This is a genomic window from Streptomyces gardneri (genome assembly GCF_006539185.1).
GTDB lineage: Bacteria > Actinomycetota > Actinomycetes > Streptomycetales > Streptomycetaceae > Streptomyces > Streptomyces gardneri.
The window spans coordinates 1-21,275 of the sequence record NZ_BJMN01000089.1 but is presented as its reverse complement, the minus strand read 5'-3'; the positions used below and the strand labels follow the sequence as shown (position 1 = coordinate 21,275).

The window sequence follows — 21,275 nt, the reverse complement described above, 5'->3', positions numbered from 1 at the left end:
GGGCAAGGTCACCGGCCTGGCCACCCTGCGCCGCGAACAGGGAGGCCAGGAGCGTCTGGTCACCTCGCTCGCCGAAGCCTGGGCCAACGGCCTCACCATCGACTGGGCCTCTCTCCTCCCCGCCACGGGCGCCCTCAGCCCCGCCGTCCCCGACCTTCCGACGTACGCCTTCCAGCACCGCTCGTACTGGATCAGCCCCGCGGGTCCCGGCGAGGCGCCCGCGCACACCGATTCCGGGCGCGAGGCCGTCGCCGAGACGGGGCTCGCGTGGGGCCCGGGTGCCGAGGACCTCGACGAGGAGGGCCGGCGCAGCGCCGTCCTCGCGATGGTGATGCGGCAGGCGGCCTCCGTGCTCCGGTGCGACTCGCCCGAGGAGGTTCCCGTCGACCGGCCGCTGCGGGAGATCGGCTTCGACTCGCTGACCGCCGTCGACTTCCGCAACCGCGTCAACCGGCTGACCGGTCTCCAGCTGCCGCCCACCGTCGTGTTCGAGCACCCGACGCCCGTCGCGCTCGCCGAGCGCATCAGCGACGAGCTGGCCGAGCGGAACTGGGCCGTCGCCGAACCGTCCGATCACGACCAGGCGGAGGAGGAGAAGGCCGCCGCTCCGGCGGGGGCCCGCTCCGAGGCCGACACCGGCGCCGGCGCCGGGATGTTCCGCGCCCTGTTCCGGCAGGCCGTGGAGGACGACCGGTACGGCGAGTTCCTCGACGTCCTCGCCGAAGCCTCCGCGTTCCGGCCGCAGTTCGCCTCGCCCGAGGCCTGCTCGGAGCGGCTCGACCCGGTGCTGCTCGCCGGCGGTCCGACGGACCGGGCGGAAGGCCGTGCCGTCCTCGTCGGCTGCACCGGCACCGCGGCGAACGGCGGCCCGCACGAGTTCCTGCGGCTCAGCACCTCCTTCCAGGAGGAGCGGGACTTCCTCGCCGTCCCCCTTCCCGGCTACGGCACGGGTACGGGCACCGGCTCCGCCCTCCTCCCGGCCGATCTCGACACCGCGCTCGACGCCCAGGCCCGGGCGATCCTCCGGGCCGCCGGGGACGCCCCGGTCGTCCTGCTCGGGCACTCCGGCGGCGCCCTGCTCGCGCACGAGCTGGCCTTCCGCCTGGAGCGGGCGCACGGCGCGCCGCCGGCCGGGATCGTCCTGGTCGACCCCTATCCGCCGGGCCATCAGGAGCCCATCGAGGTGTGGAGCAGGCAGCTGGGCGAGGGCCTGTTCGCGGGCGAGCTCGAGCCGATGTCCGATGCGCGGCTGCTGGCCATGGGCCGGTACGCGCGGTTCCTCGCCGGCCCGCGGCCGGGCCGCAGCAGCGCGCCCGTGCTCCTGGTCCGTGCCTCCGAACCGCTGGGCGACTGGCAGGAGGAGCGGGGCGACTGGCGTGCCCACTGGGACCTTCCGCACACCGTCGCGGACGTGCCCGGTGACCACTTCACGATGATGCGGGACCACGCGCCCGCCGTCGCCGAGGCCGTCCTCTCCTGGCTCGACGGCATCGAGGGGGCGGGCAAGTGACCAGACCTCTGAACGTGGACAGCGGACTGTGGATCCGGCGCTTCCACCCCGCGCCGAACAGCGCGGTACGGCTGGTCTGCCTGCCGCACGCCGGCGGTTCCGCCAGCTTTTTCTTCCGCTTCTCGGAGGAGCTCCACCCCTCCGTCGAGGCCCTGTCGGTGCAGTATCCGGGCCGTCAGGACCGGCGTGCCGAGCCGTGCCTGGAGAGCGTCGAGGAGCTCGCCGAGCATGTGGTCGCGGCCACCGAACCCTGGTGGCAGGAGGGCCGGCTGGCCTTCTTCGGGCACAGCCTCGGCGCCTCCGTCGCCTTCGAGACGGCCCGCATCCTCGAACAGCGGCACGGGGTACGGCCCGAGGGCCTGTACGTCTCCGGTCGGCGCGCCCCGTCGCTGGCGCCGGACCGGCTCGTCCACCAGCTGGACGACCGGGCGTTCCTGGCCGAGATCCGGCGGCTCAGCGGCACCGACGAGCGGTTCCTCCAGGACGACGAGCTGCTGCGGCTGGTGCTGCCCGCGCTGCGCAGCGACTACAAGGCGGCGGAGACGTATCAGCACCGGCCGTCCGCCAAGCTCACCTGCCCGGTGATGGCCCTGGCCGGCGACCGTGACCCGAAGGCGCCGCTGAACGAGGTGGCCGAGTGGCGTCGGCACACCAGCGGGCCGTTCTGCCTCCGGGCGTACTCCGGCGGCCACTTCTACCTCAACGACCAGTGGCACGAGATCTGCAACGACATCTCCGACCACCTGCTCGTCACCCGCGGCGCGCCCGATGCCCGCGTCGTGCAGCCCCCGACCAGCCTTATCGAAGGAGCGGCGAAGAGATGGCAGAACCCACGGTGACCGACGACCTGACGGGGGCCCTCACGCAGCCCCCGCTGGGCCGCACCGTCCGCGCGGTGGCCGACCGTGAACTCGGCACCCACCTCCTGGAGACCCGCGGCATCCACTGGATCCACGCCGCGAACGGCGACCCGTACGCCACCGTGCTGCGCGGCCAGGCGGACGACCCGTATCCCGCGTACGAGCGGGTGCGTGCCCGCGGCGCGCTCTCCTTCAGCCCTACGGGCAGCTGGGTCACCGCCGATCACGCCCTGGCGGCGAGCATCCTCTGCTCGACGGACTTCGGGGTCTCCGGCGCCGACGGCGCCCCGGTGCCGCAGCAGGTCCTCTCGTACGGGGAGGGCTGCCCGCTGGAGCGCGAGCAGGCGCTGCCTGCGGCCGGTGACGTGCCGGAGTCCGGGCAGCGTGGCGTGGTCGAGGGGATCCACCGGGAGACCCTGGAGGGTCTCGCGCCGGACCCGTCGGCGTCGTACGCCTTCGAGCTGCTGGGCGGTTTCGTCCGCCCGGCGGTGACGGCCGCTGCCGCCGCCGTGCTGGGTGTTCCCGCGGACCGGCGCGCGGACTTCGCGGATCTGCTGGAGCGGCTCCGGCCGCTGTCCGACAGCCTGCTGGCCCCGCAGTCCCTGCGGACGGTACGGGCGGCGGACGGCGCGCTGGCCGAGCTCACGGCGCTGCTCGCCGACTCGGACGACTCCCCCGGGGCCCTGCTGTCGGCGCTCGGGGTCACCGCCGCCGTCCAGCTCACCGGGAACGCCGTGCTCGCGCTCCTCGCGCACCCCGAGCAGTGGCGGGAGCTGTGCGCCCGGCCCGGGCTCGCGGCGGCCGCGGTGGAGGAGACCCTCCGCTACGACCCGCCGGTGCAGCTCGACGCCCGGGTGGTCCGCGTGGGGACGGAGCTGGCGGGCCGGCGGCTGCCGGCCGGGGCGCATGTCGTCGTTCTCACCGCCGCGACCGGCCGGGACCCGGAGGTCTTCACGGACCCGGAGCGCTTCGACCTCGCGCGCCCCGACGCCGCCGCGCACCTCGCGCTGCACCCCGCCGGTCCGTACGGCCCGGTGGCGTCCCTGGTCCGGCTCCAGGCGGAGGTCGCGCTGCGGACCCTGGCCGGGCGTTTCCCCGGGCTGCGGCAGGCGGGGGACGTGCTCCGCCCCCGCCGCGCGCCTGTCGGCCGCGGGCCGCTGAGCGTCCCGGTCAGCAGCTCCTGAGACACCGGGGCCCCGGCCCCGGTCCGCTCGGCCCCCTTCGGACGGCCCGGACGGCTCGGACCAGGCGGACGGCTCAGACCGTCCCGTGCGTCCCCGTCCGGCCCCCGTCCGCCCCATCCCGCCCCTCCACCGGCAAGGAAGGACACGACGCCATGCGCGTCCTGCTGACCTCGTTCGCACATCACACGCACTACTACGGCCTGGTGCCCCTGGCCTGGGCGCTGCTCGCCGCCGGGCACGAGGTGCGGGTCGCCAGCCAGCCCGCGCTCACGGACACCATCACCGGGTCCGGGCTCGCCGCGGTGCCGGTCGGCACCGACCACCTCATCCACGAGTACCGGGTGCGGATGGCGGGCGAGCCGCGCCCGAACCATCCGGCGATCGCCTTCGACGAGGCCCGTCCCGAGCCGCTGGACTGGGACCACGCCCTCGGCATCGAGGCGATCCTCGCCCCGTACTTCTATCTGCTCGCCAACAACGACTCGATGGTCGACGACCTCGTCGACTTCGCCCGGTCCTGGCAGCCGGACCTGGTGCTGTGGGAGCCGACGACCTACGCGGGCGCCGTCGCCGCCCAGGTCACCGGTGCCGCGCACGCCCGGGTCCTGTGGGGGCCCGACGTGATGGGCAGCGCCCGTCGCAAGTTCGTCGCGCTGCGGGACCAGCAGCCGCCCGAGCATCGCGAGGACCCCACGGCGGAGTGGCTGACGTGGACGCTCGACCGGTACGGCGCCTCCTTCGAAGAGGAGCTGCTCACCGGCCAGTTCACGATCGACCCGACCCCGCCGAGCCTGCGCCTCGACACGGGACTGCCGACCGTCGGGATGCGCTATGTTCCGTACAACGGCACGTCGGTCGTGCCGGACTGGCTGAGTGAGCCGCCCGCGCGGCCCCGGGTCTGCCTGACCCTCGGCGTCTCCGCGCGTGAGGTCCTCGGCGGCGACGGCGTCTCGCAGGGCGACATCCTGGAGGCGCTCGCCGACCTCGACATCGAGCTCGTCGCCACGCTCGACGCGAGTCAGCGCGCCGAGATCCGCAACTACCCGAAGCACACCCGGTTCACGGACTTCGTGCCGATGCACGCGCTCCTGCCGAGCTGCTCGGCGATCATCCACCACGGCGGGGCGGGCACCTACGCGACCGCCGTGATCAACGCGGTGCCGCAGGTCATGCTCGCCGAGCTGTGGGACGCGCCGGTCAAGGCGCGGGCCGTCGCCGAGCAGGGGGCGGGCTTCTTCCTGCCGCCGGCCGAGCTCACGCCGCAGGCCGTGCGGGACGCCGTCGTCCGCATCCTCGACGACCCCTCGGTCGCCACCGCCGCGCACCGGCTGCGCGAGGAGACCTTCGGCGACCCCACCCCGGCCGGGATCGTCCCCGAGCTGGAGCGGCTCGCCGCGCAGCACCGCCGCCCGCCGGCCGACGCCCGGCACTGAGCCCCACCCCTCGCCAGGCCCCAGGCCTCATCCCTGATCTGCGCCGGGGGACGCCCCCGGCCCACCCTCCGAAAGACCGAAAGCAGGAGCACCGTGTACGAAGTCGACCACGCCGACGTCTACGACCTCTTCTACCTGGGTCGCGGCAAGGACTACGCCGCCGAGGCCTCCGACATCGCCGACCTGGTGCGCTCCCGCACCCCCGAGGCCTCCTCGCTCCTGGACGTGGCCTGCGGCACGGGCACGCATCTGGAGCACTTCACCAAGGAGTTCGGCGACACCGCCGGCCTGGAGCTGTCCGAGGACATGCTCACCCACGCCCGCAAGCGGCTGCCCGACGCCACGCTCCACCAGGGCGACATGCGGGACTTCCGGCTCGGCCGGAAGTTCTCCGCCGTGGTCAGCATGTTCAGCTCCGTCGGCTACCTGAAGACGACCGAGGAACTCGACGCGGCCGTCGCCTCGTTCGCGGAGCACCTGGAGCCCGGTGGCGTCGTCGTCGTCGAGCCGTGGTGGTTCCCGGAGACCTTCGCCGACGGCTGGGTCAGCGCCGACGTCGTCCGCCGTGACGGGCGCACCGTGGCCCGTGTCTCGCACTCGGTGCGGGAGGGGAACGCGACGCGCATGGAGGTGCACTTCACCGTGGCCGACCCGGGCAAGGGCGTGCGGCACTTCTCCGACGTCCACCTCATCACCCTCTTCCACCAGGCGGAGTACGAGGCCGCGTTCACGGCCGCCGGGCTTCGCGTCGAGTACCTGGAGGGCGGCCCGTCGGGCCGTGGCCTCTTCGTCGGCGTCCCCGCCTGAGCACCCCCAAGACCCCCCGGGGCGGGACGTCCCGGGTGCACCAAGCAAAGAGAGAGAAACGAACCGTGACAGGTAAGACCCGAATACCGCGTGTCCGCCGCGGCCGCACCACGCCCAGGGCCTTCACCCTGGCCGTCGTCGGCACCCTGCTGGCGGGCACTACCGTGGCGGCCGCCGCTCCCGGCGCCGCCGACACGGCCAACGTCCAGTACACGAGCCGGGCGGCGGAGCTCGTCGCCCAGATGACGCTCGACGAGAAGATCAGCTTCGTTCACTGGGCGCTGGACCCCGACCGGCAGAACGTCGGCTACCTTCCCGGCGTGCCGCGTCTGGGCATCCCGGAGCTGCGTGCCGCCGACGGCCCGAACGGCATCCGCCTGGTGGGCAGGACCGCCACGGCGCTGCCCGCGCCGGTCGCCCTGGCCAGCACCTTCGACGACACCATGGCCGACAGCTACGGCAAGGTCATGGGCCGCGACGGACGCGCGCTCAACCAGGACATGGTCCTGGGCCCGATGATGAACAACATCCGGGTGCCGCACGGCGGCCGGAACTACGAGACCTTCAGCGAGGACCCCCTGGTCTCCTCGCGCACCGCGGTCGCCCAGATCAAGGGCATCCAGGGTGCGGGTCTGATGACCACGGCCAAGCACTTCGCGGCCAACAACCAGGAGAACAACCGCTTCAGCGTCAACGCCACGGTCGACGAGCAGACGCTCCGCGAGATCGAGTTCCCGGCGTTCGAGGCGTCCTCCAAGGCCGGCGCGGCCTCCTTCATGTGTGCCTACAACGGCCTCAACGGGAAGCCGTCCTGCGGCAACGACGAGCTCCTCAACAACGTGCTGCGCACGCAGTGGGGCTTCCAGGGCTGGGTGATGTCCGACTGGCTCGCCACCCCGGGCACCGACGCCATCACCAAGGGCCTCGACCAGGAGATGGGTGTCGAGCTCCCCGGCGACGTCCCGAAGGGCGAGCCCTCGCCGCCGGCCAAGTTCTTCGGTGACGCGCTGAAGCAGGCCGTCCTGAACGGCACGATCCCCGAGTCGGCCGTGACGCAGTCGGCGGAGCGCATCGTCGGCCAGATGGAGAAGTTCGGTCTGCTGGCGGCCACCCCGGCGCCGCGGCCCGAGCGCGACAAGGCGGGTGCCCAGGCGGTGTCCCGCAAGGTCGCCGAGAACGGCGCGGTGCTCCTGCGCAACGAGGGCCAGGCCCTGCCGCTCGCCGGTGACGCCGGCAAGAGCATCGCGGTCATCGGCCCGACCGCCGTCGACCCCAAGGTCACCGGCCTGGGCAGCGCCCACGTCGTCCCGGACTCGGCGGCGGCGCCGCTCGACACCATCCGGGCCCGCGCGGGCGCGGGTGCGACGGTGACGTACGAGACGGGTGAGGAGACCTTCGGGACGCAGATCCCGGCGGGGAACCTCAGCCCGGCGTTCAACCAGGGCCACCAGCTCGAGCCGGGCAAGGCGGGGGCGCTGTACGACGGCACGCTGACCGTGCCCGCCGACGGCGAGTACCGCATCGCGGTCCGTGCCACCGGTGGTTACGCCACGGTGCAGCTCGGCAGCCACACCATTGAGGCCGGCCAGGTCTACGGCAAGGTGAGCAGCCCGCTCCTCAAGCTGACCAAGGGCACGCACAAGCTCACGATCTCGGGCTTCGCGATGAGTGCCACCCCGCTCTCCCTGGAGCTGGGCTGGGTGACGCCGGAGGCGGCCGACGCGACGATCGCGAAGGCCGTGGAGGCGGCGAAGAAGGCCCGTACGGCCGTCGTCTTCGCCTACGACGACGGCACCGAGGGCGTCGACCGTCCGAACCTGTCGCTGCCGGGTACGCAGGACAAGCTGATCTCGGCCGTCGCGGACGCCAACCCGAACACGATCGTGGTCCTCAACACCGGTTCGTCGGTGCTGATGCCGTGGCTGTCCAAGACCCGCGCGGTCCTGGACATGTGGTACCCGGGCCAGGCGGGCGCCGAGGCCACCGCCTCGCTGCTCTACGGTGACGTCAACCCGAGCGGCAAGCTCACGCAGAGCTTCCCGGCCGCCGAGAACCAGCACGCGGTCGCCGGCGACCCGACCAGCTACCCGGGCGTCGACAACCAGCAGACGTACCGCGAGGGCATCCACGTCGGGTACCGCTGGTTCGACAAGGAGAACGTCAAGCCGCTGTTCCCGTTCGGGCACGGCCTGTCGTACACCTCGTTCACGCAGAGCGCCCCGACCGTCGTGCGTACGTCCACGGGCGGTCTGAAGGTCACGGTCACGGTCCGCAACAGCGGGCAGCGCGCGGGCCAGGAGGTCGTCCAGGCGTACCTCGGTGCCAGCCCGAACGTGACGGCTCCGCAGGCGAAGAAGAAGCTCGTGGGCTACACGAAGGTCTCGCTCGCCGCGGGCGAGACGAAGACGGTGACGATCAACGTCGACCGCCGTCAGCTGCAGTTCTGGGACGCCGCGGCGGACTGCTGGAAGACGGGAACGGGCAACCGTCTCCTGCAGACCGGTTCGTCCTCCGCCGACCTGCGGGGCAGCGCCACGGTCAACGTCTGGTGACGTGACGCCGATGAAAGCGGCGGTGCCCGCCACCCGGGAGGGTGGCGGGCACCGCCTCTTTCGGCCGCTCGGTCTACCGGACCACCTGACTAGGCCTGGTCGACCCGCTCGGCCCATTCGCGCACGGCGTCGATCACCCGCAGCGCCTGCAAGCGCTCCAGGTGCGGGCCGATCGGCAGGCTGAGGACCTGCCGCGCGAAACTCTCGGCCCGCGGGAGCGAGCCCTCCGGCGGTGCCTCGCCCGCGTAGGCGGGCGAGAGGTGCACCGGTACCGGGTAGTGCGTGAGGGTGTCGATGCCGCGGGCGTCGAGGTGGCTGCGCAGCTCGTCGCGGCGCTCGGTGCGCACGGTGAAGAGGTGCCAGACCGGGTCGGTGTCGGGCGCGGTCACCGGCAGGCCGAGGCCGGGCAGCCCGGCGAGCCCGGAGAGGTACTCGGCGGCCAGCGCCGACCTGCGGCCGTTCCAGCTGTCCAGGTGGGCGAGCCGGATCCGCAGGACGGCGGCCTGCATCTCGTCCAGGCGGGAGTTGGTGCCCTTCATCTCGTGGCTGTACTTCTGCCGCGAGCCGTAGTTGCGGAGCATCCGGAGCCGTTCGGCGAGCTCGGGGTCGCCGGTCACGACGGCGCCGCCGTCGCCGAAGCAGCCGAGGTTCTTGCCCGGGTAGAAGCTGAACGCGGCCACCGACGACCCGGCGCCGATCCGCCGGCCCCGGTAGCGGGCGCCGTGCGCCTGCGCGGCGTCCTCGACGATGTGCAGGCCGTGCCGGTCCGCCAGCTCGCGGAGGGCGTCCATGTCGGCGGGGTGCCCGTAGAGGTGGACGGGGAGGAGCGCCCGGGTGCGGGGGGTGATCGCCTTCTCGACGAGCAGCGGGTCCAGGGTGGGGTGGTCCTCGTGCGGCTCGACGGGCACGGGGGTCGCGCCGGTGGCGGACACCGCGAGCCAGCTGGCGATGTACGTGTGCGAGGGGACGATCACCTCGTCCCCGGGTCCGATGCCGAGGCCGCGGAGCGCGAGCTGGAGGGCGTCCATGCCGCTGTTCACGCCGACGGCGTGGTCCGTCTCGCAGTACGCGGCGAACTCGGCCTCGAAGCCTTCGAGTTCGGGTCCGAGGAGGTAGCGCCCCGAGTCGAGTACGCGGGCGACGGCGGCGTCGGTCTCCGGGCGCAGCTCCTCGTAGGCGGCCTTGAGGTCGAGGAAGGGGACGCGGGGGGTCTCGGCGCGGCTGGTCACGCGGACACCTCCACGGCGGTGGCGGGCGGCTGCGGGGCGGTCGCCTTGAGCGGCTCCCACCAGTCGCGGTTCTCCCGGTACCAGCGGACGGTCCGCGCGAGGCCGTCCGCGAAGGAGACCTGCGGGCGGTAGCCGAGTTCGCGCTCGATCTTCCCGCCGTCGAGGGAGTAGCGCAGGTCGTGGCCCTTGCGGTCGGCGACCTTCCGGACCGACGACCAGTCGGCGCCGAGCGAGTCCAGGAGGATGCCGGTGAGTTCGCGGTTGGTCAGCTCCAGGCCGCCGCCGATGTGGTAGATCTCGCCGGCCCGGCCGCCCGCGAGGACGAGCGCGATGCCCCGGCAGTGGTCGTCGGTGTGCACCCATTCGCGGACGTTCGCGCCGTCGCCGTACAGCGGGAGCGTCCCGCCGTCGAGGAGGTTCGTCACGAAGAGCGGGATGAGCTTCTCGGGGTGCTGGTACGGCCCGTAGTTGTTGCAGCAGCGGGTGATCCGTACGTCGAGGCCGTACGTCCGGTGGTAGGCGCGGGCGACGAGGTCGGAGCCGGCCTTGGAGGCCGCATAGGGGGAGTTGGGCTCCAGCGGGCTGCTCTCGGTCCAGGAGCCGGAGTCGATCGACCCGTACACCTCGTCGGTGGAGACGTGCACGACGCGGCCGACGCCGGCGTCGACGGCGCACTGGAGCAGGGTCTGGGTGCCCTGCACGTTGGTCTCGGTGAACACGGACGCGCCCGCGATGGAGCGGTCCACGTGGCTCTCGGCCGCGAAGTGGACGACGGCGTCCACCCCGCGCAGTTCCCGGGCGAGGAGGTCGGCGTCGCGGATGTCGCCGTGGACGAAGCGCAGTCGCGGGTCCGCGTCCACCGGGGCGAGGTTGGCGCGGTTGCCCGCGTAGGTGAGGCTGTCCAGGACGATCACCTCATCGGCGGGCACGTCGGGGTACGCCCCGGCGAGGAGCTGCCGCACGAAGTGCGAGCCGATGAAGCCCGCACCTCCGGTCACCAGAAGCCGCACTGCCGTCTTCCTTTCGGTCGCGCTGTAGGTCGAGGTGTGGGTCGCACTGTCGGTCGCGGTGTGGGTCGCGCTGTGGGTCGCACTGGCGGTGGCGCTGTCGGTGGCGCTGTCTGTCGCGGGAACGCGTCGGCCGCGAGGTGCTCTCACGGGGCTCCCTCGCGGCCGGCGATCTCCATCAGATAGCTGCCGTACTCGGTGCGGGAGAGGCGTTCTCCCAGGCCGTGACAGGCCTCGGCGTCGATGAAGCCCATGCGGAAGGCGATCTCCTCGAGGCCCGCGATCCAGACGCCCTGCCGCTCCTCCAGGACCTGGACGTACTGGGCGGCCCGCAGGAGCGAGTCGTGGGTGCCGGTGTCCAGCCAGGCGAAGCCGCGGCCCAGGTTGACGAGTTCGGCCCGGCCCCGCTCCAGGTAGACGCGGTTGACGTCGGTGATCTCCAGCTCGCCGCGCGGCGAGGGCCGGATGTTCTTGGCGATGTCGACGACGTCGTCGTCGTAGAGGTAGAGGCCGGTGACGGCGAGGTTGGAGCGCGGCTTGACGGGCTTCTCGACGAGGTCGGTCAGCCGGCCCGTCGCGTCCACCTCGGCGACGCCGTACCGCTCGGGGTCCTTGACCGGGTAGCCGAAGAGCACGCAGCCGTCGAGGCGCGCGATGCTGTCCCGCAGGAGCGTGTAGAGGCCGGGCCCGTGGAAGATGTTGTCGCCCAGGATCAGGGCGCAGGTGTCGTCGCCGATGTGCTCGGCTCCGACGAGAAGTGCGTCCGCGATTCCCGCGGGCTCTTTCTGGACCGCATAGTCGAGTTCTATTCCCAGGTGCCTGCCGTTTCCGAGAAGCGACTGGAAGAGTTCGATGTGCTGGGGGGTCGAGATGATTTGAATCTCGCGAATACCGCCGAGCATGAGAACCGACAGCGGATAGTAGATCATCGGTTTGTTGTAGACCGGAAGAATCTGCTTCGAAATGACCGAGGTCGCCGGATGCAGCCGAGTTCCGCTCCCGCCGGCCAGGACTATTCCCTTCATTCCCGGAAACTAGCAGCAGGGCGCCGGTGATAACGGTTGGCGTGGCGAGTTAGGGGGGCGCTAGGGGCTGCGCAGGGGGAGTGTCACCACCCCTTTGGGGGGGTGGGAAAACACCGAGGGCCCGGCCGGACGGCCGGGCCCTCAGGTGGGGGGATCGTGGGGGGATCGGGGGGATCGGGGCGGGTGCGGGTCAGCGCAGGAAGCCGCGGACCTCCTCCCAGCCGTCCGCGGCGTCGCGCTCCAGCTGGTTCAGGCGGGCGGTGACGACCTGGTCGAAGCCGTCCATGAAGTACTCGTCGCCGTCGACGGCCGCCACCTCGCCGCCGCGCTCGACGAAGTCCCTGACGACCTCGGTGAGGGAGGTGTCGGGGGTCACGCGGCCGGCGATGTAGCGGGTCGCGCCGTCCAGGTCGGGGAAGCCGGCCTCGCGGTACAGGTACACGTCGCCGAGGAGGTCGACCTGCACCGCGACCTGCGGGTGCGCGGTGGGCCGCATGGTGGCGGGCTTGATCCGCAGCAGTTCGGCGTCGGCCCCGGTGCGCAGGCTGTTCAGGGCGTAGCCGTAGTCGATGTGGAGTCCGGGGGTGCGCTCGCGGACCCGCTCCTCGAAGGCGTTGAGGGCCTCCTGGAGCTCGGCCCGCTCCTCCTGCGGCAGCTTGCCGTCGTCACGTCCGCTGTAGTCCTCGCGGATGTTGACGAAGTCGATCGTCCTGCCCTGCCCGGCCTCGTTGAGGTCGGCGATGAAGTCGACCAGGTCGAGCAGGCGCGAGGCGCGGCCCGGGAGCACGATGTAGGCGAAGCCGAGGTTGATCGGCGACTCGCGCTCGGCGCGCAGCTGCTGGAAGCGGCGCAGGTTCTCGCGGACGCGGCGGAAGGCAGCCTTCTTGCCGGTGGTCTGCTCGTACTCCTCGTCGTTGAGGCCGTAGAGCGAGGTGCGGATGGCGTGCAGGCCCCAGAGGCCGGGCTGGCGCTCCAGGGTGCGCTCGGTGAGCGCGAAGGAGTTCGTGTAGACGGTGGGCCGCAGGCCGTGGTCGGTGGCGTGCGCGGCCAGGGTCCCGAGGCCGGGGTTGGTGAGCGGCTCCAGGCCGCCGGAGAAGTACATCGCGGAGGGGTTGCCCGCGGGTATCTCGTCGATGACCGACCGGAACATGGCGTTGCCGGCGTCGAGGGCGGACGGGTCGTAGCGGGCGCCGGTCACGCGGACGCAGAAGTGGCAGCGGAACATGCAGGTCGGGCCGGGGTAGAGGCCGACGCTGTACGGGAAGACGGGCTTCCTGGCGAGGGCCGCGTCGAAGACGCCGCGCTGCTCGAGCGGGAGCAGGGTGTTCTTCCAGTACGCCCCGGCGGGGCCGGTCTCGACCGCGGTGCGGAGCTCCGGGACCTGCCCGAACAGGGCGAGGAGGCGCCGGAAGGCGTCCCGGTCGACGCCCAGGTCGTGGCGGGCCTCCTCCAGCGGGGTGAAGGGGCTGTTGCCGTAGCGCACGGCGAGCCGGACGAGGTGGCGGGCGGTGGTTCCGGCCTCGTCGGGCGGCACGAGGCCGCCTGCGGCGAGGGTCTGGCCGACGGCGTGGACCGCCGCCCCCAGATCGGCTCCGGGGTGCGCGCAGCGTTCGGCCGGGGCGGTGGCGGAGAGGGCGGGGGCGGTCATCAGGAGCGTCCAATCGTGGGCGTGGATGTCTGGGGGGCCGCGAGCGGGGCGGGGGCCGTGTCGCGGTGGCGCGCGGTCAGTTCGCGGCCGCGGGTCGCGCAGAGACGCAGCAGGTCGGCGACCCGGCGGATGTCGTCGTCGACGACGGCGGTGCCGGTCGGCAGGGACAGCACGCGCGCGGCGAGGCGTTCGGTGTGCGGCAGCGGGGCGTGCGGCTGCCCGCGGTACGGCTCCAGCTCGTGGCAGCCCGGCGAGAAGTAGGCGCGGGTGTGGACGCCTTCGGCCTTCAGGACCTCCATGACGAGGTCGCGGTGGATGCCGGTGGTGGCCTCGTCGATCTCGACGATCACGTACTGGTGGTTGTTGAGGCCGTGGCGGTCGTGGTCGGCGACGAGGACGCCGGGGATGTCCGCGAGGTGCTCGCGGTAGGCGGCGTGGTTGCGCCGGTTCCGGTCGATGACCTCGGGAAACGCGTCGAGGGAGGTGAGGCCCATGGCGGCGGCGGCCTCGCTCATCTTGGCGTTGGTCCCGCCTGCGGGACTGCCGCCGGGCAGGCCGAAGCCGAAGTTGTGGAGAGCGCGGATCCGGGCGGCGAGGTCGGCGTCGTCGGTGACGACGGCGCCGCCCTCGAAGGCGTTGACGGCCTTGGTGGCGTGGAAGCTGAAGACCTCGGCGTCGCCGAGGCTGCCGGCGGGCCGGCCGTCGACCGCGCAGCCGAGGGCGTGCGCGGCGTCGAAGTACAGCCGCAGGCCGTGCTCGTCGGCGACCTTCCGCAGCTGGTCGGCGGCGCACGGGCGGCCCCAGAGGTGGACGCCGACGACGGCCGAGGTGCGGGGTGTGACGGCGGCGGCCACCTGGTCCGGGTCGAGGTTGCCGGTGTCCGGGTCGATGTCGGCGAAGACCGGGGTGAGGCCGATCCAGCGCAGCGCGTGCGGGGTGGCGGCGAACGTCATCGACGGCATGATCACTTCGCCGGTGAGGCCGGCGGCGTGCGCGAGGAGCTGGAGCCCGGCCGTGGCGTTGCAGGTGGCCACGGCGTGCCGGACCCCGGCGAGCCCGGCGACGCGCTCCTCGAACTCGCGGACGAGCGGGCCGCCGTTGGACAGCCACTGGCTGTCGAGGGCCCGGTCGAGCCGCTCGTACAGCCTGGCGCGGTCGATGCGGTTGGGCCGCCCCACGAGGAGCGGCTGGTCGAAAGCGGCGGGGCCGCCGAAGAATGCGAGGTCGGATAAGGCGCTTTTCACGGATGTTCCCTCCGGGCCACCGTCACGAAATGATTCGCCGATCCGGGAATCCCGAACGAGGTCGCCGCGCTCCACCGTGACGTACGACGAGATGGTCGATTGTGGTGGTCGATTTCGGGGGGACTCTAATCCGCGCGGAACGGACCGACAAGAGCACGCCATACGGTTGCGATGTGCTTCGGATCACATCCGCCTCCGGGGTATTCCATCGGCGGCCCGAATGTGATGATCCTTGACAGGATCCGGGAATCAGCCGAGCCGCCGGGAGGGCCGGGGCGCGCTCCGCGGAAGAGTACGTGTGAGAAGTCCCGTTCCTCTTCCCGTTTCCGTTCCGCTTCCGGCCCGGTCTGGAGTTCTCCGTGCGCCGTACCCAGCAGGGAACGACCGCTTCTCCCCCGGTACTCGACCTCGCGGCCCTGGGGCAGGATTTCGCGGCCGATCCGTATCCGACGTACGCGAGACTGCGTGCCGAGGGTCCGGCCCACCGGGTGCGCACCCCCGAGGGGGACGAGGTGTGGCTGGTCGTCGGCTACGACCGGGCGCGGGCGGTCCTCGCCGATCCCCGGTTCAGCAAGGACTGGCGCAACTCCACGACTCCCCTGACCGAGGCCGAGGCCGCGCTCAACCACAACATGCTGGAGTCCGACCCGCCGCGGCACACCCGGCTGCGCAAGCTGGTGGCCCGTGAGTTCACCATGCGCCGGGTCGAGTTGCTGCGGCCCCGGGTCCAGGAGATCGTCGACGGGCTCATGGACGCCATGCTGGCGGCGCCCGACGGCCGCGCCGATCTGATGGAGGCCCTGGCCTGGCCGCTGCCGATCACCGTGATCTCCGAACTCCTCGGCGTGCCCGAGCCGGACCGCGCCGCCTTCCGCGTCTGGACCGACGCCTTCGTCTTCCCGGACGATCCCGCCCAGGCCCAGATCGCCATGGCCGAGATGAGCGGCTATCTCTCCCGGCTCATCGACTCCAAGCGCGGGCAGGACGGCGAGGACCTGCTCAGCGCGCTCGTGCGGACCAGTGACGAGGACGGCTCCCGGCTGACCTCCGAGGAGCTGCTCGGCATGGCCCACATCCTGCTCGTCGCGGGGCACGAGACCACGGTCAATCTGATCACCAACGGCATGCACGCGCTGCTCTCGCACCCCGACCAGCTGGCCGCCCTGCGGGCCGACATGACGCTCTTGGACGGCGCGGTGGAGGAGATGTTGCGCTACGAGGGCCCGGTGGAGTCCGCGACGTACCGCTTCCCGGTCGAGCCCGTCGACCTCGACGGCACGGTCATCCCGGCCGGTGACACGGTCCTCGTCGTCCTGGCCGACGCCCACCGCACCCCGGAGCGCTTCCCGGACCCGCACCGCTTCGACATCCGCCGGGACACCGCCGGCCATCTCGCCTTCGGCCACGGCATCCACTTCTGTATCGGCGCCCCCTTGGCCCGGTTGGAGGCCCGGATCGCCGTCCGCGCCCTTCTCGAACGCTGCCCGGACCTCGCCCTGGACGTCTCCCCCGGCGAACTCGTGTGGTATCCGAACCCGATGATCCGCGGGCTCAAGGCCCTGCCGATCCGCTGGCGGCGAGGACGGGAGGCGGGCCGCCGTACCGGTTGAACCCGCACGTCACCCATTACGACTCCTTGTCACGGAAGCCCCGGATCGGTCCCCCCTCGCCGTAACAAGACCTGGTTAGAGTGATGGAGGACGACGAAGGGTTCGGCGCCCGGACGAGGGGGGACTTCCGCGATGAATCTGGTGGAACGCGACGGGGAGATAGCCCATCTCAGGGCCGTTCTTGACGCATCCGCCGCAGGTGACGGGACGCTGTTACTCGTCTCCGGACCGGCCGGCAGCGGGAAGACGGAGCTGCTGCGGTCGCTCCGCCGGCTGGCCGCCGAGCGGGAGACGCCCGTGTGGTCGGTCCGGGCGCTGCCGGGTGACCGCGACGTCCCACTGGGCGTCCTCTGCCAGTTACTGCGCAGCGCCGAACAACACGGTGCCGACACGTCCGCCGTCCGCGACCTGCTGGACGCCGCCTCGCGGCGGGCCGGAAACCTCACCTCCCCCGCCGACGCGCCGCTCCGCGTCGACGAGACACACCGCTTGCACGACTGGCTCCTCTCCGTCTCCCGCCGCACCCCGTTCCTCGTCGCCGTCGACGACCTGACCCACGCCGACACCGCGTCCCTGAGGTTCCTCCTGTACTGCGCCGCCCACCACGACCAGGGCGGCATCGGCTTCGTCATGACCGAGCGGGCCTCGCAGCGTGCCGGATACCGGGTGTTCCGCGCCGAGTTGCTCCGCCAGCCGCACTGCCGCAACATGTGGCTCTCCGGGCTCCCCCCCAGCGGGGTACGGCAGTTCCTCGCCCACTACTACGGCCCCGAGGCCGCCGAGCGGCGGGCCCCCGCGTACCACGCGACGACCGGCGGGAACCCGCTGCTCCTGCGGGCGCTGACCCAGGACCGCCAGGCCTCCCACACCACCGTCGGCGCGGCCGGCGGCGACGAGCCCGTCTACGGCGACGCCTTCGCCCAGGCCGTCCTCGACTGCCTGCACCGCAGCGCCGAGGGCACGCTGGAGACCGCCCGCTGGCTCGCGGTCCTCGAACAGTCCGACCCGCTCCTGGTGGAGCGGCTCACGGGGACGACCGCCGCCGCCGTCGAGCGCCACATCCAGGAGCTCGCCGCCATCGGACTCCTGGACGAGGACGGCACCCTGGGGCAGCCCGCGATCCGCGAGGCCGCCCTCCAGGACCTGCCGGCCGGCGAGCGCACCGAGCTGCACCGGCGCGCCGCGGAGCAGCTGCACCGGGACGGCGCCGACGAGGACACCGTGGCCCGCCATCTGCTGGTCGGCGGCGCCCCCGACGCCCCCTGGGCGCTGCCCCTGCTCGAACGGGGCGCGCAGCAGGCCCTGTTCGACGACCGACTCGACGACGCCTTCCGGATCCTCGAGTTCGCCGTGCGGTCGAGCACCGACAACACCCAGCTGGCCCGCCTCGCCCCGCACCTGGTCGCGGCCTCCTGGCGGATGAACCCGCACATGACGACCCGGGCCCTCGCGCTCTTCGACCGGCTCCTGAGCGGTGAACTGCCGCCCAGCCACCCGGTCATGGCCCTGATCCGCTGCCTCGTCTGGTACGGGCGGCTGCCCGAGGCCGCCGACGCGCTGTCCCGGCTGCGGCCCAGCTCCGACAACGATGCCTTGGAGCTGTCGCTCACCCGGATGTGGCTGGCGGCGCTGTGCCCGCCGCTCCTGGAGTCCCTGCCGGCGACGCCGGAGCCGGAGCGGGGTCCCGTCCCCGTACGGCTCGCGCCGCGGACGACCGCGCTCCAGGCCCAGGCCGGCGTCTTCCAGCGGGGCCCGGACAACGCCTCGGTCGCACAGGCCGAACAGATACTGCAGGGCTGCCGGCTGTCGGAGGAGACGTACGAGGCCCTGGAGACCGCCCTCCTGGTCCTCGTCCACGCCGACCGGCTCGACCGGGCGCTGTTCTGGTCGGACGCCCTGCTCGCCGAGGCCGTGGAGCGGCGGTCGCTCGGCTGGGAGGCGGTCTTCGCCGCGACCCGGGCGATGATCGCGATCCGCTGCGGCGACCTCCCGACGGCGCGGGAGCGGGCCGAGCTGGCGCTCTCCCACGCGGCGCCGGAGAGCTGGGGCCTCGCCGTGGGCATGCCCCTCTCCGCGCTGCTGCTCGCCTGCACGGAGGCCGGCGAGTACGAGCAGGCGGAGCGGGTCCTGCGGCAGCCGGTGCCGGACGCGATGTTCGACTCGCGGCACGGCATGGAGTACATGCACGCCCGGGGCCGCTACTGGCTGGCGACGGGCCGGCTGCACGCGGCGCTGGGCGAGTTCATGCTCTGCGGGGAGATCCTGGGCAGCTGGAACCTCGACCAGCCCTCGATCGTGCCCTGGCGGACCTCGGCCGCCGAGGTGTACCTGCGGCTCGGCAACCGCCAGAAGGCCAGGGCGCTGGCCGAGGCCCAGCTCGCCCTGGTACGGCCCGGGCGCTCCCGCACCCGGGGCCTCACCCTGCGGGTCCTGGCTGCCGCGGCGGACGGCCAGCAGGCGGAGCGGCTGCACGCCGAGGCGGTCGACATGCTGCACGACAGCGGCGACCGGCTCGAACACGCCCGCGCGCTGGCCGGGATGAGCCGCCACCAGCAGGCCCAGGGGGACAACTACCGGGCGCGGATGACGGCGCGGCTCGCCGGCGACATGGCGTGGGCCTGTGGCGCGTACCCGCTGGCCGAGGAGATCGTGCCGGGCCGCGGCGGCCGCCGGGCGAAGGCGGTGAGCACGGAGCTGGAGCTGCCGGGCGGCCCGGACGTCGGCCTGCTCTCGGAGGCCGAACGCCGGGTCGCGGCCCTGGCCGCCCGAGGATTGACGAACCGCCAGATAGCGCGCCGGCTCTGCGTCACCGCGAGCACGGTCGAACAGCACCTGACGCGCGTCTACCGCAAACTGAACGTGACCCGCCGAGCAGACCTCCCGATCAGCCTCGCCCAGGACAAGTCCGTCACGGCCTGAGCCACCCCCGGTGTCCTTGTGCGGCGATCCACCGCAGGGGCCACCGGGCCCGCCGGGGCCCCGCCGATGCGACACCGGGGGACGCCGGAGACCACCGGGGCCTCCGGGACCGCCCGAGGCACCCGGTGCGGCAGCCGGGGACACCGAAGCCGCCTGGACCAGACGGGACCCCACCGGTGCGACGCCCAGGGACGCCAGGGACCGCCGGGACCACCCGAAGCCCGGTGCCACCCGGGGACGCCGGAGACCGCCGGGGCACTGGGGCCTCCGGGGTCACCCGAGGGCACCCGGTGCAGCACCCCGGGACGCCCCGGGGACACCCCGGCGGCACCCCGGGATCGCCCGGATCAGACGGTGCCGACCGCCGTGGCGACCGCCGTGCCGAGACGGGTCTCGACCCGCCGGCCGACCCGCGGGTCGGCCGGCGCGTCCGCACCCCATGCCTCGCGGAGCGCGTCGCAGACCTCTCCGACGGTGGCCCCGGCGGACAGGGCCTCCTTCATCGGTGGGAGGACGTTGTCGTCGCCCCCGGCCGCGGCCGTGACGGCCGCGAGTGTCCGGTGGACGCGGTCCCCGCACCGCCAGGCCCGCAGTTTCGCCAGGCGTTCGGCCTGGCGTTCCTCGAGGCCCGGTGCGGCCGGCAGCTGCTCGTACGGCTCCGCTCCCTCGACCGAGACGGTCGTCCACCGCGGCAGCTCTGCCCGGCAGTAGCGGAACATGTCGGCCATCAGCCGCAGCGAGGGCTTCGGCGGGAAGACGTACCTCCCCCGCGCGTCGTACTCCTCCGGCACGTCGTTGCGGATCGTGCCGGTCAGCGCGGTGGCGGGAACGCCCTGTTCCTCCGCGACGAGCTGGTAGAGCAGGAGCAGCGGCGCGGCCGGGGCGTTGATCGCCATCGACGTCGTGACGGTGTCCAGCGGGATCCCCGCGAACAGCACCCGCATGTCGTCGAGGGAGTCGATCGCCACCCCCGCCCGGCCGACCTCGCCCGAGGCGTGCGGCGTGTCCGAGTCGCGGCCCATCCGGGTCGGCAGGTCGAAGGCGACCGTGAGACCCGTCGTGCCGTCGGCGATCAGCCGCTTGTACCGGGCGTTGGACTCCCTGGCGGTCCCGGACCCGTCGTACGGGCTCGCGGGACCCGGTGCGACGGGCGGGCCGGACTCCGTCGTCCGGCCCGCCTGCGTCGACTCCGTCACGGGGCCCCGTCGAAGAGGGCGGGGGCGATCACCGCGGCCTCGGGGCCGTACGTGGCGACGAGCCGCTCGTGGACTCCGTCCCGCGTGACCTCGTACGACTGCGGTCCGACCGTCTCCAGGGCGAAGGTCGCCATGACGGCACCCGCACGGGCCGCGTCGACGACCTCCAGGCCGGAGGCCAGCGCCGCGAGGAAGCCCGCACGGAACGCGTCGCCGCCCCCGGTGGGGTCCGCGGCGTCCGTCGCGGGCACGGCCGCGCTCTCGATCCCCGGCCGGTCGGCCGTGTCGATGCGGCACCCCTTGGCGCCGAGCGTGGTGATCCAGGTGCCGACCCGGGCGAGCACCTCCTGCTCGGTCCAGCCGGTCTTGCTGAGCAGCAGCGCCCGCTCGTAGGCGTTCGTGAACAGCAGCTCGGCTCCGTCGACGAGCTCCCGGACGCTGTCGCCCTCCAGCCGGGCGAGCTGCTGCGAGGGGTCCGCGGCGCGGCGGAGGCCCAGCTCGCGGCAGACCCGCGTGTGCCGCACCATCGCCTCGGGGTCGTCCGCGCCGACGAGGACGAGGTCGATCCCGCCGGGCCGGCCGGCCGTCTCGCCCAGGTCGATGTCGCGCGCCTCGGCCATCGCGCCCGCGTAGAACGAGGCGAGCTGGTTGCCGTCCTCGTCGGTGGTGCACATGAAGCGGGCGGTGTGCTGACGGTCCGACACCCGCACAGAGTCGGTGTCGACGCCCGCGGCGCGGAGCAGCTGCCCGTACCCGTCGAAGTCCTTGCCGACGGCGCCGACGAGGACGGGGCGGCGACCGAGCAGGCCGAGGCCGTACGCGATGTTGGCGGCGACGCCGCCGTGCCGGATGTCCAGGGTGTCGACGAGGAACGACAGGGACACGTGGGCGAGCTGGTCCGGCAGGATCTGCTCGGCGAAGCGGCCCGGGAAGGTCATCAGGTGGTCGGTGGCGATCGACCCGGTGACGGCTATGCGCATGTCAGAGCCCCGCGGCCTTCTTCAGGGCGTCCACGCGGTCGGTGCGCTCCCAGGTGAAGTCCGGCAGCTCG

At 73.0% G+C, this 21,275-nt stretch carries 15 protein-coding genes; 8 read left to right on the top strand and 7 right to left on the bottom strand.

Going from position 1 to position 21,275, the window contains the following annotated elements:
* The 6 genes from SGA01_RS39405 to SGA01_RS39380 all read left to right on the top strand — a co-directional run.
* Positions 1–1,510: thioesterase domain-containing protein (locus SGA01_RS39405; protein WP_141303108.1), on the top strand; the 1,510-nt coding region annotated here is incomplete at its 5' end.
* Positions 1,507–2,349, top strand: a complete 843-nt coding sequence (locus SGA01_RS39400) for a thioesterase II family protein (RefSeq protein ID WP_218037873.1) — start codon at positions 1,507–1,509, stop codon at positions 2,347–2,349. The genes SGA01_RS39405 and SGA01_RS39400, both read left to right, overlap by 4 nt.
* Positions 2,331–3,554 (top strand): cytochrome P450 family protein, encoded by a 1,224-nt coding sequence (locus SGA01_RS39395; protein ID WP_141303106.1) that lies wholly within the window; start codon positions 2,331–2,333, stop codon positions 3,552–3,554. The genes SGA01_RS39400 and SGA01_RS39395 overlap by 19 nt, the downstream gene beginning before the upstream one ends.
* Before the next feature lie 152 nt (positions 3,555–3,706).
* The gene (locus SGA01_RS39390) at positions 3,707–4,987 is read left to right on the top strand and encodes an activator-dependent family glycosyltransferase (RefSeq protein WP_141303104.1); all 1,281 of its coding nucleotides are present in this window, start codon (positions 3,707–3,709) and stop codon (positions 4,985–4,987) included.
* 93 nt (positions 4,988–5,080) lie between these two features.
* The gene (locus SGA01_RS39385; protein WP_141303102.1) at positions 5,081–5,794 is read left to right on the top strand and encodes a class I SAM-dependent DNA methyltransferase; all 714 of its coding nucleotides are present in this window, start codon (positions 5,081–5,083) and stop codon (positions 5,792–5,794) included.
* Positions 5,795–5,859: 65 nt separating this feature from the next.
* The gene (locus SGA01_RS39380; protein ID WP_229918605.1) at positions 5,860–8,346 is read left to right on the top strand and encodes a beta-glucosidase family protein; all 2,487 of its coding nucleotides are present in this window, start codon (positions 5,860–5,862) and stop codon (positions 8,344–8,346) included.
* Between the two features lie 89 nt (positions 8,347–8,435).
* Here SGA01_RS39380 and SGA01_RS39375 read toward each other — a convergent pair whose 3' ends face one another.
* The 5 genes from SGA01_RS39375 to SGA01_RS39355 form a co-directional block, all read right to left on the bottom strand.
* Positions 8,436–9,575, bottom strand: coding sequence for a DegT/DnrJ/EryC1/StrS family aminotransferase (locus SGA01_RS39375; protein WP_141303100.1), 1,140 nt, complete (start codon positions 9,573–9,575; stop codon positions 8,436–8,438).
* Complete coding sequence (rfbB, locus tag SGA01_RS39370; RefSeq protein ID WP_141303098.1) at positions 9,572–10,585, bottom strand: dTDP-glucose 4,6-dehydratase; 1,014 nt, start codon at positions 10,583–10,585, stop codon at positions 9,572–9,574. Before rfbB ends, SGA01_RS39375 begins: the two co-directional genes overlap by 4 nt.
* Before the next feature lie 143 nt (positions 10,586–10,728).
* Complete coding sequence (gene rfbA, locus SGA01_RS39365) at positions 10,729–11,607, bottom strand: glucose-1-phosphate thymidylyltransferase RfbA (protein ID WP_141303096.1); 879 nt, start codon at positions 11,605–11,607, stop codon at positions 10,729–10,731.
* 190 nt (positions 11,608–11,797) lie between these two features.
* Positions 11,798–13,255 carry a dTDP-4-amino-4,6-dideoxy-D-glucose ammonia-lyase gene (gene desII, locus SGA01_RS39360; protein WP_141303094.1) on the bottom strand — a complete coding sequence of 486 codons (1,458 nt, stop codon included), beginning with the start codon at positions 13,253–13,255 and terminating at the stop codon, positions 11,798–11,800.
* Positions 13,255–14,499 carry a dTDP-4-dehydro-6-deoxyglucose aminotransferase gene (locus SGA01_RS39355; protein WP_141303092.1) on the bottom strand — a complete coding sequence of 415 codons (1,245 nt, stop codon included), beginning with the start codon at positions 14,497–14,499 and terminating at the stop codon, positions 13,255–13,257. Before SGA01_RS39355 ends, desII begins: the two co-directional genes overlap by 1 nt.
* A gap of 359 nt (positions 14,500–14,858) precedes the next feature.
* Here SGA01_RS39355 and SGA01_RS39350 point away from each other — a divergent pair, with 359 nt between their 5' ends.
* Together SGA01_RS39350 and SGA01_RS39345 are read left to right on the top strand one after the other, a co-directional pair.
* Complete coding sequence (locus SGA01_RS39350; protein ID WP_229918607.1) at positions 14,859–16,109, top strand: cytochrome P450 family protein; 1,251 nt, start codon at positions 14,859–14,861, stop codon at positions 16,107–16,109.
* 132 nt (positions 16,110–16,241) lie between these two features.
* On the top strand, positions 16,242–19,028 hold the full coding sequence (locus SGA01_RS39345; protein WP_141303090.1) for an ATP-binding protein: 2,787 nt from the start codon (positions 16,242–16,244) through the stop codon (positions 19,026–19,028).
* A 347-nt stretch (positions 19,029–19,375) separates the two neighbouring features.
* Here SGA01_RS39345 and SGA01_RS39335 read toward each other — a convergent pair whose 3' ends face one another.
* Together SGA01_RS39335 and SGA01_RS39330 are read right to left on the bottom strand one after the other, a co-directional pair.
* Positions 19,376–20,224 carry a methylmalonyl-CoA mutase family protein gene (locus SGA01_RS39335; RefSeq protein ID WP_141303088.1) on the bottom strand — a complete coding sequence of 283 codons (849 nt, stop codon included), beginning with the start codon at positions 20,222–20,224 and terminating at the stop codon, positions 19,376–19,378.
* On the bottom strand, positions 20,221–21,204 hold the full coding sequence (locus tag SGA01_RS39330) for a carbohydrate kinase family protein (protein ID WP_055641640.1): 984 nt from the start codon (positions 21,202–21,204) through the stop codon (positions 20,221–20,223). Before SGA01_RS39330 ends, SGA01_RS39335 begins: the two co-directional genes overlap by 4 nt.
* Positions 21,205–21,275 lie beyond the last annotated feature (71 nt).

Bases quoted from the DNA above. Each gene is read 5' to 3' on its own strand.
- SGA01_RS39395 (WP_141303106.1), top strand. From the start codon at position 2,331: ATGGCAGAACCCACGGTGACCGACGACCTGACGGGGGCCCTCACGCAG.
- SGA01_RS39390 (WP_141303104.1), top strand. From the start codon at position 3,707: ATGCGCGTCCTGCTGACCTCGTTCGCACATCACACGCACTACTACGGC.
- rfbA (WP_141303096.1), bottom strand. From the start codon at position 11,607: ATGAAGGGAATAGTCCTGGCCGGCGGGAGCGGAACTCGGCTGCATCCG.
- desII (WP_141303094.1), bottom strand. From the start codon at position 13,255: ATGACCGCCCCCGCCCTCTCCGCCACCGCCCCGGCCGAACGCTGCGCG.
- SGA01_RS39345 (WP_141303090.1), top strand. From the start codon at position 16,242: ATGAATCTGGTGGAACGCGACGGGGAGATAGCCCATCTCAGGGCCGTT.
- SGA01_RS39330 (WP_055641640.1), bottom strand. From the start codon at position 21,204: ATGCGCATAGCCGTCACCGGGTCGATCGCCACCGACCACCTGATGACC.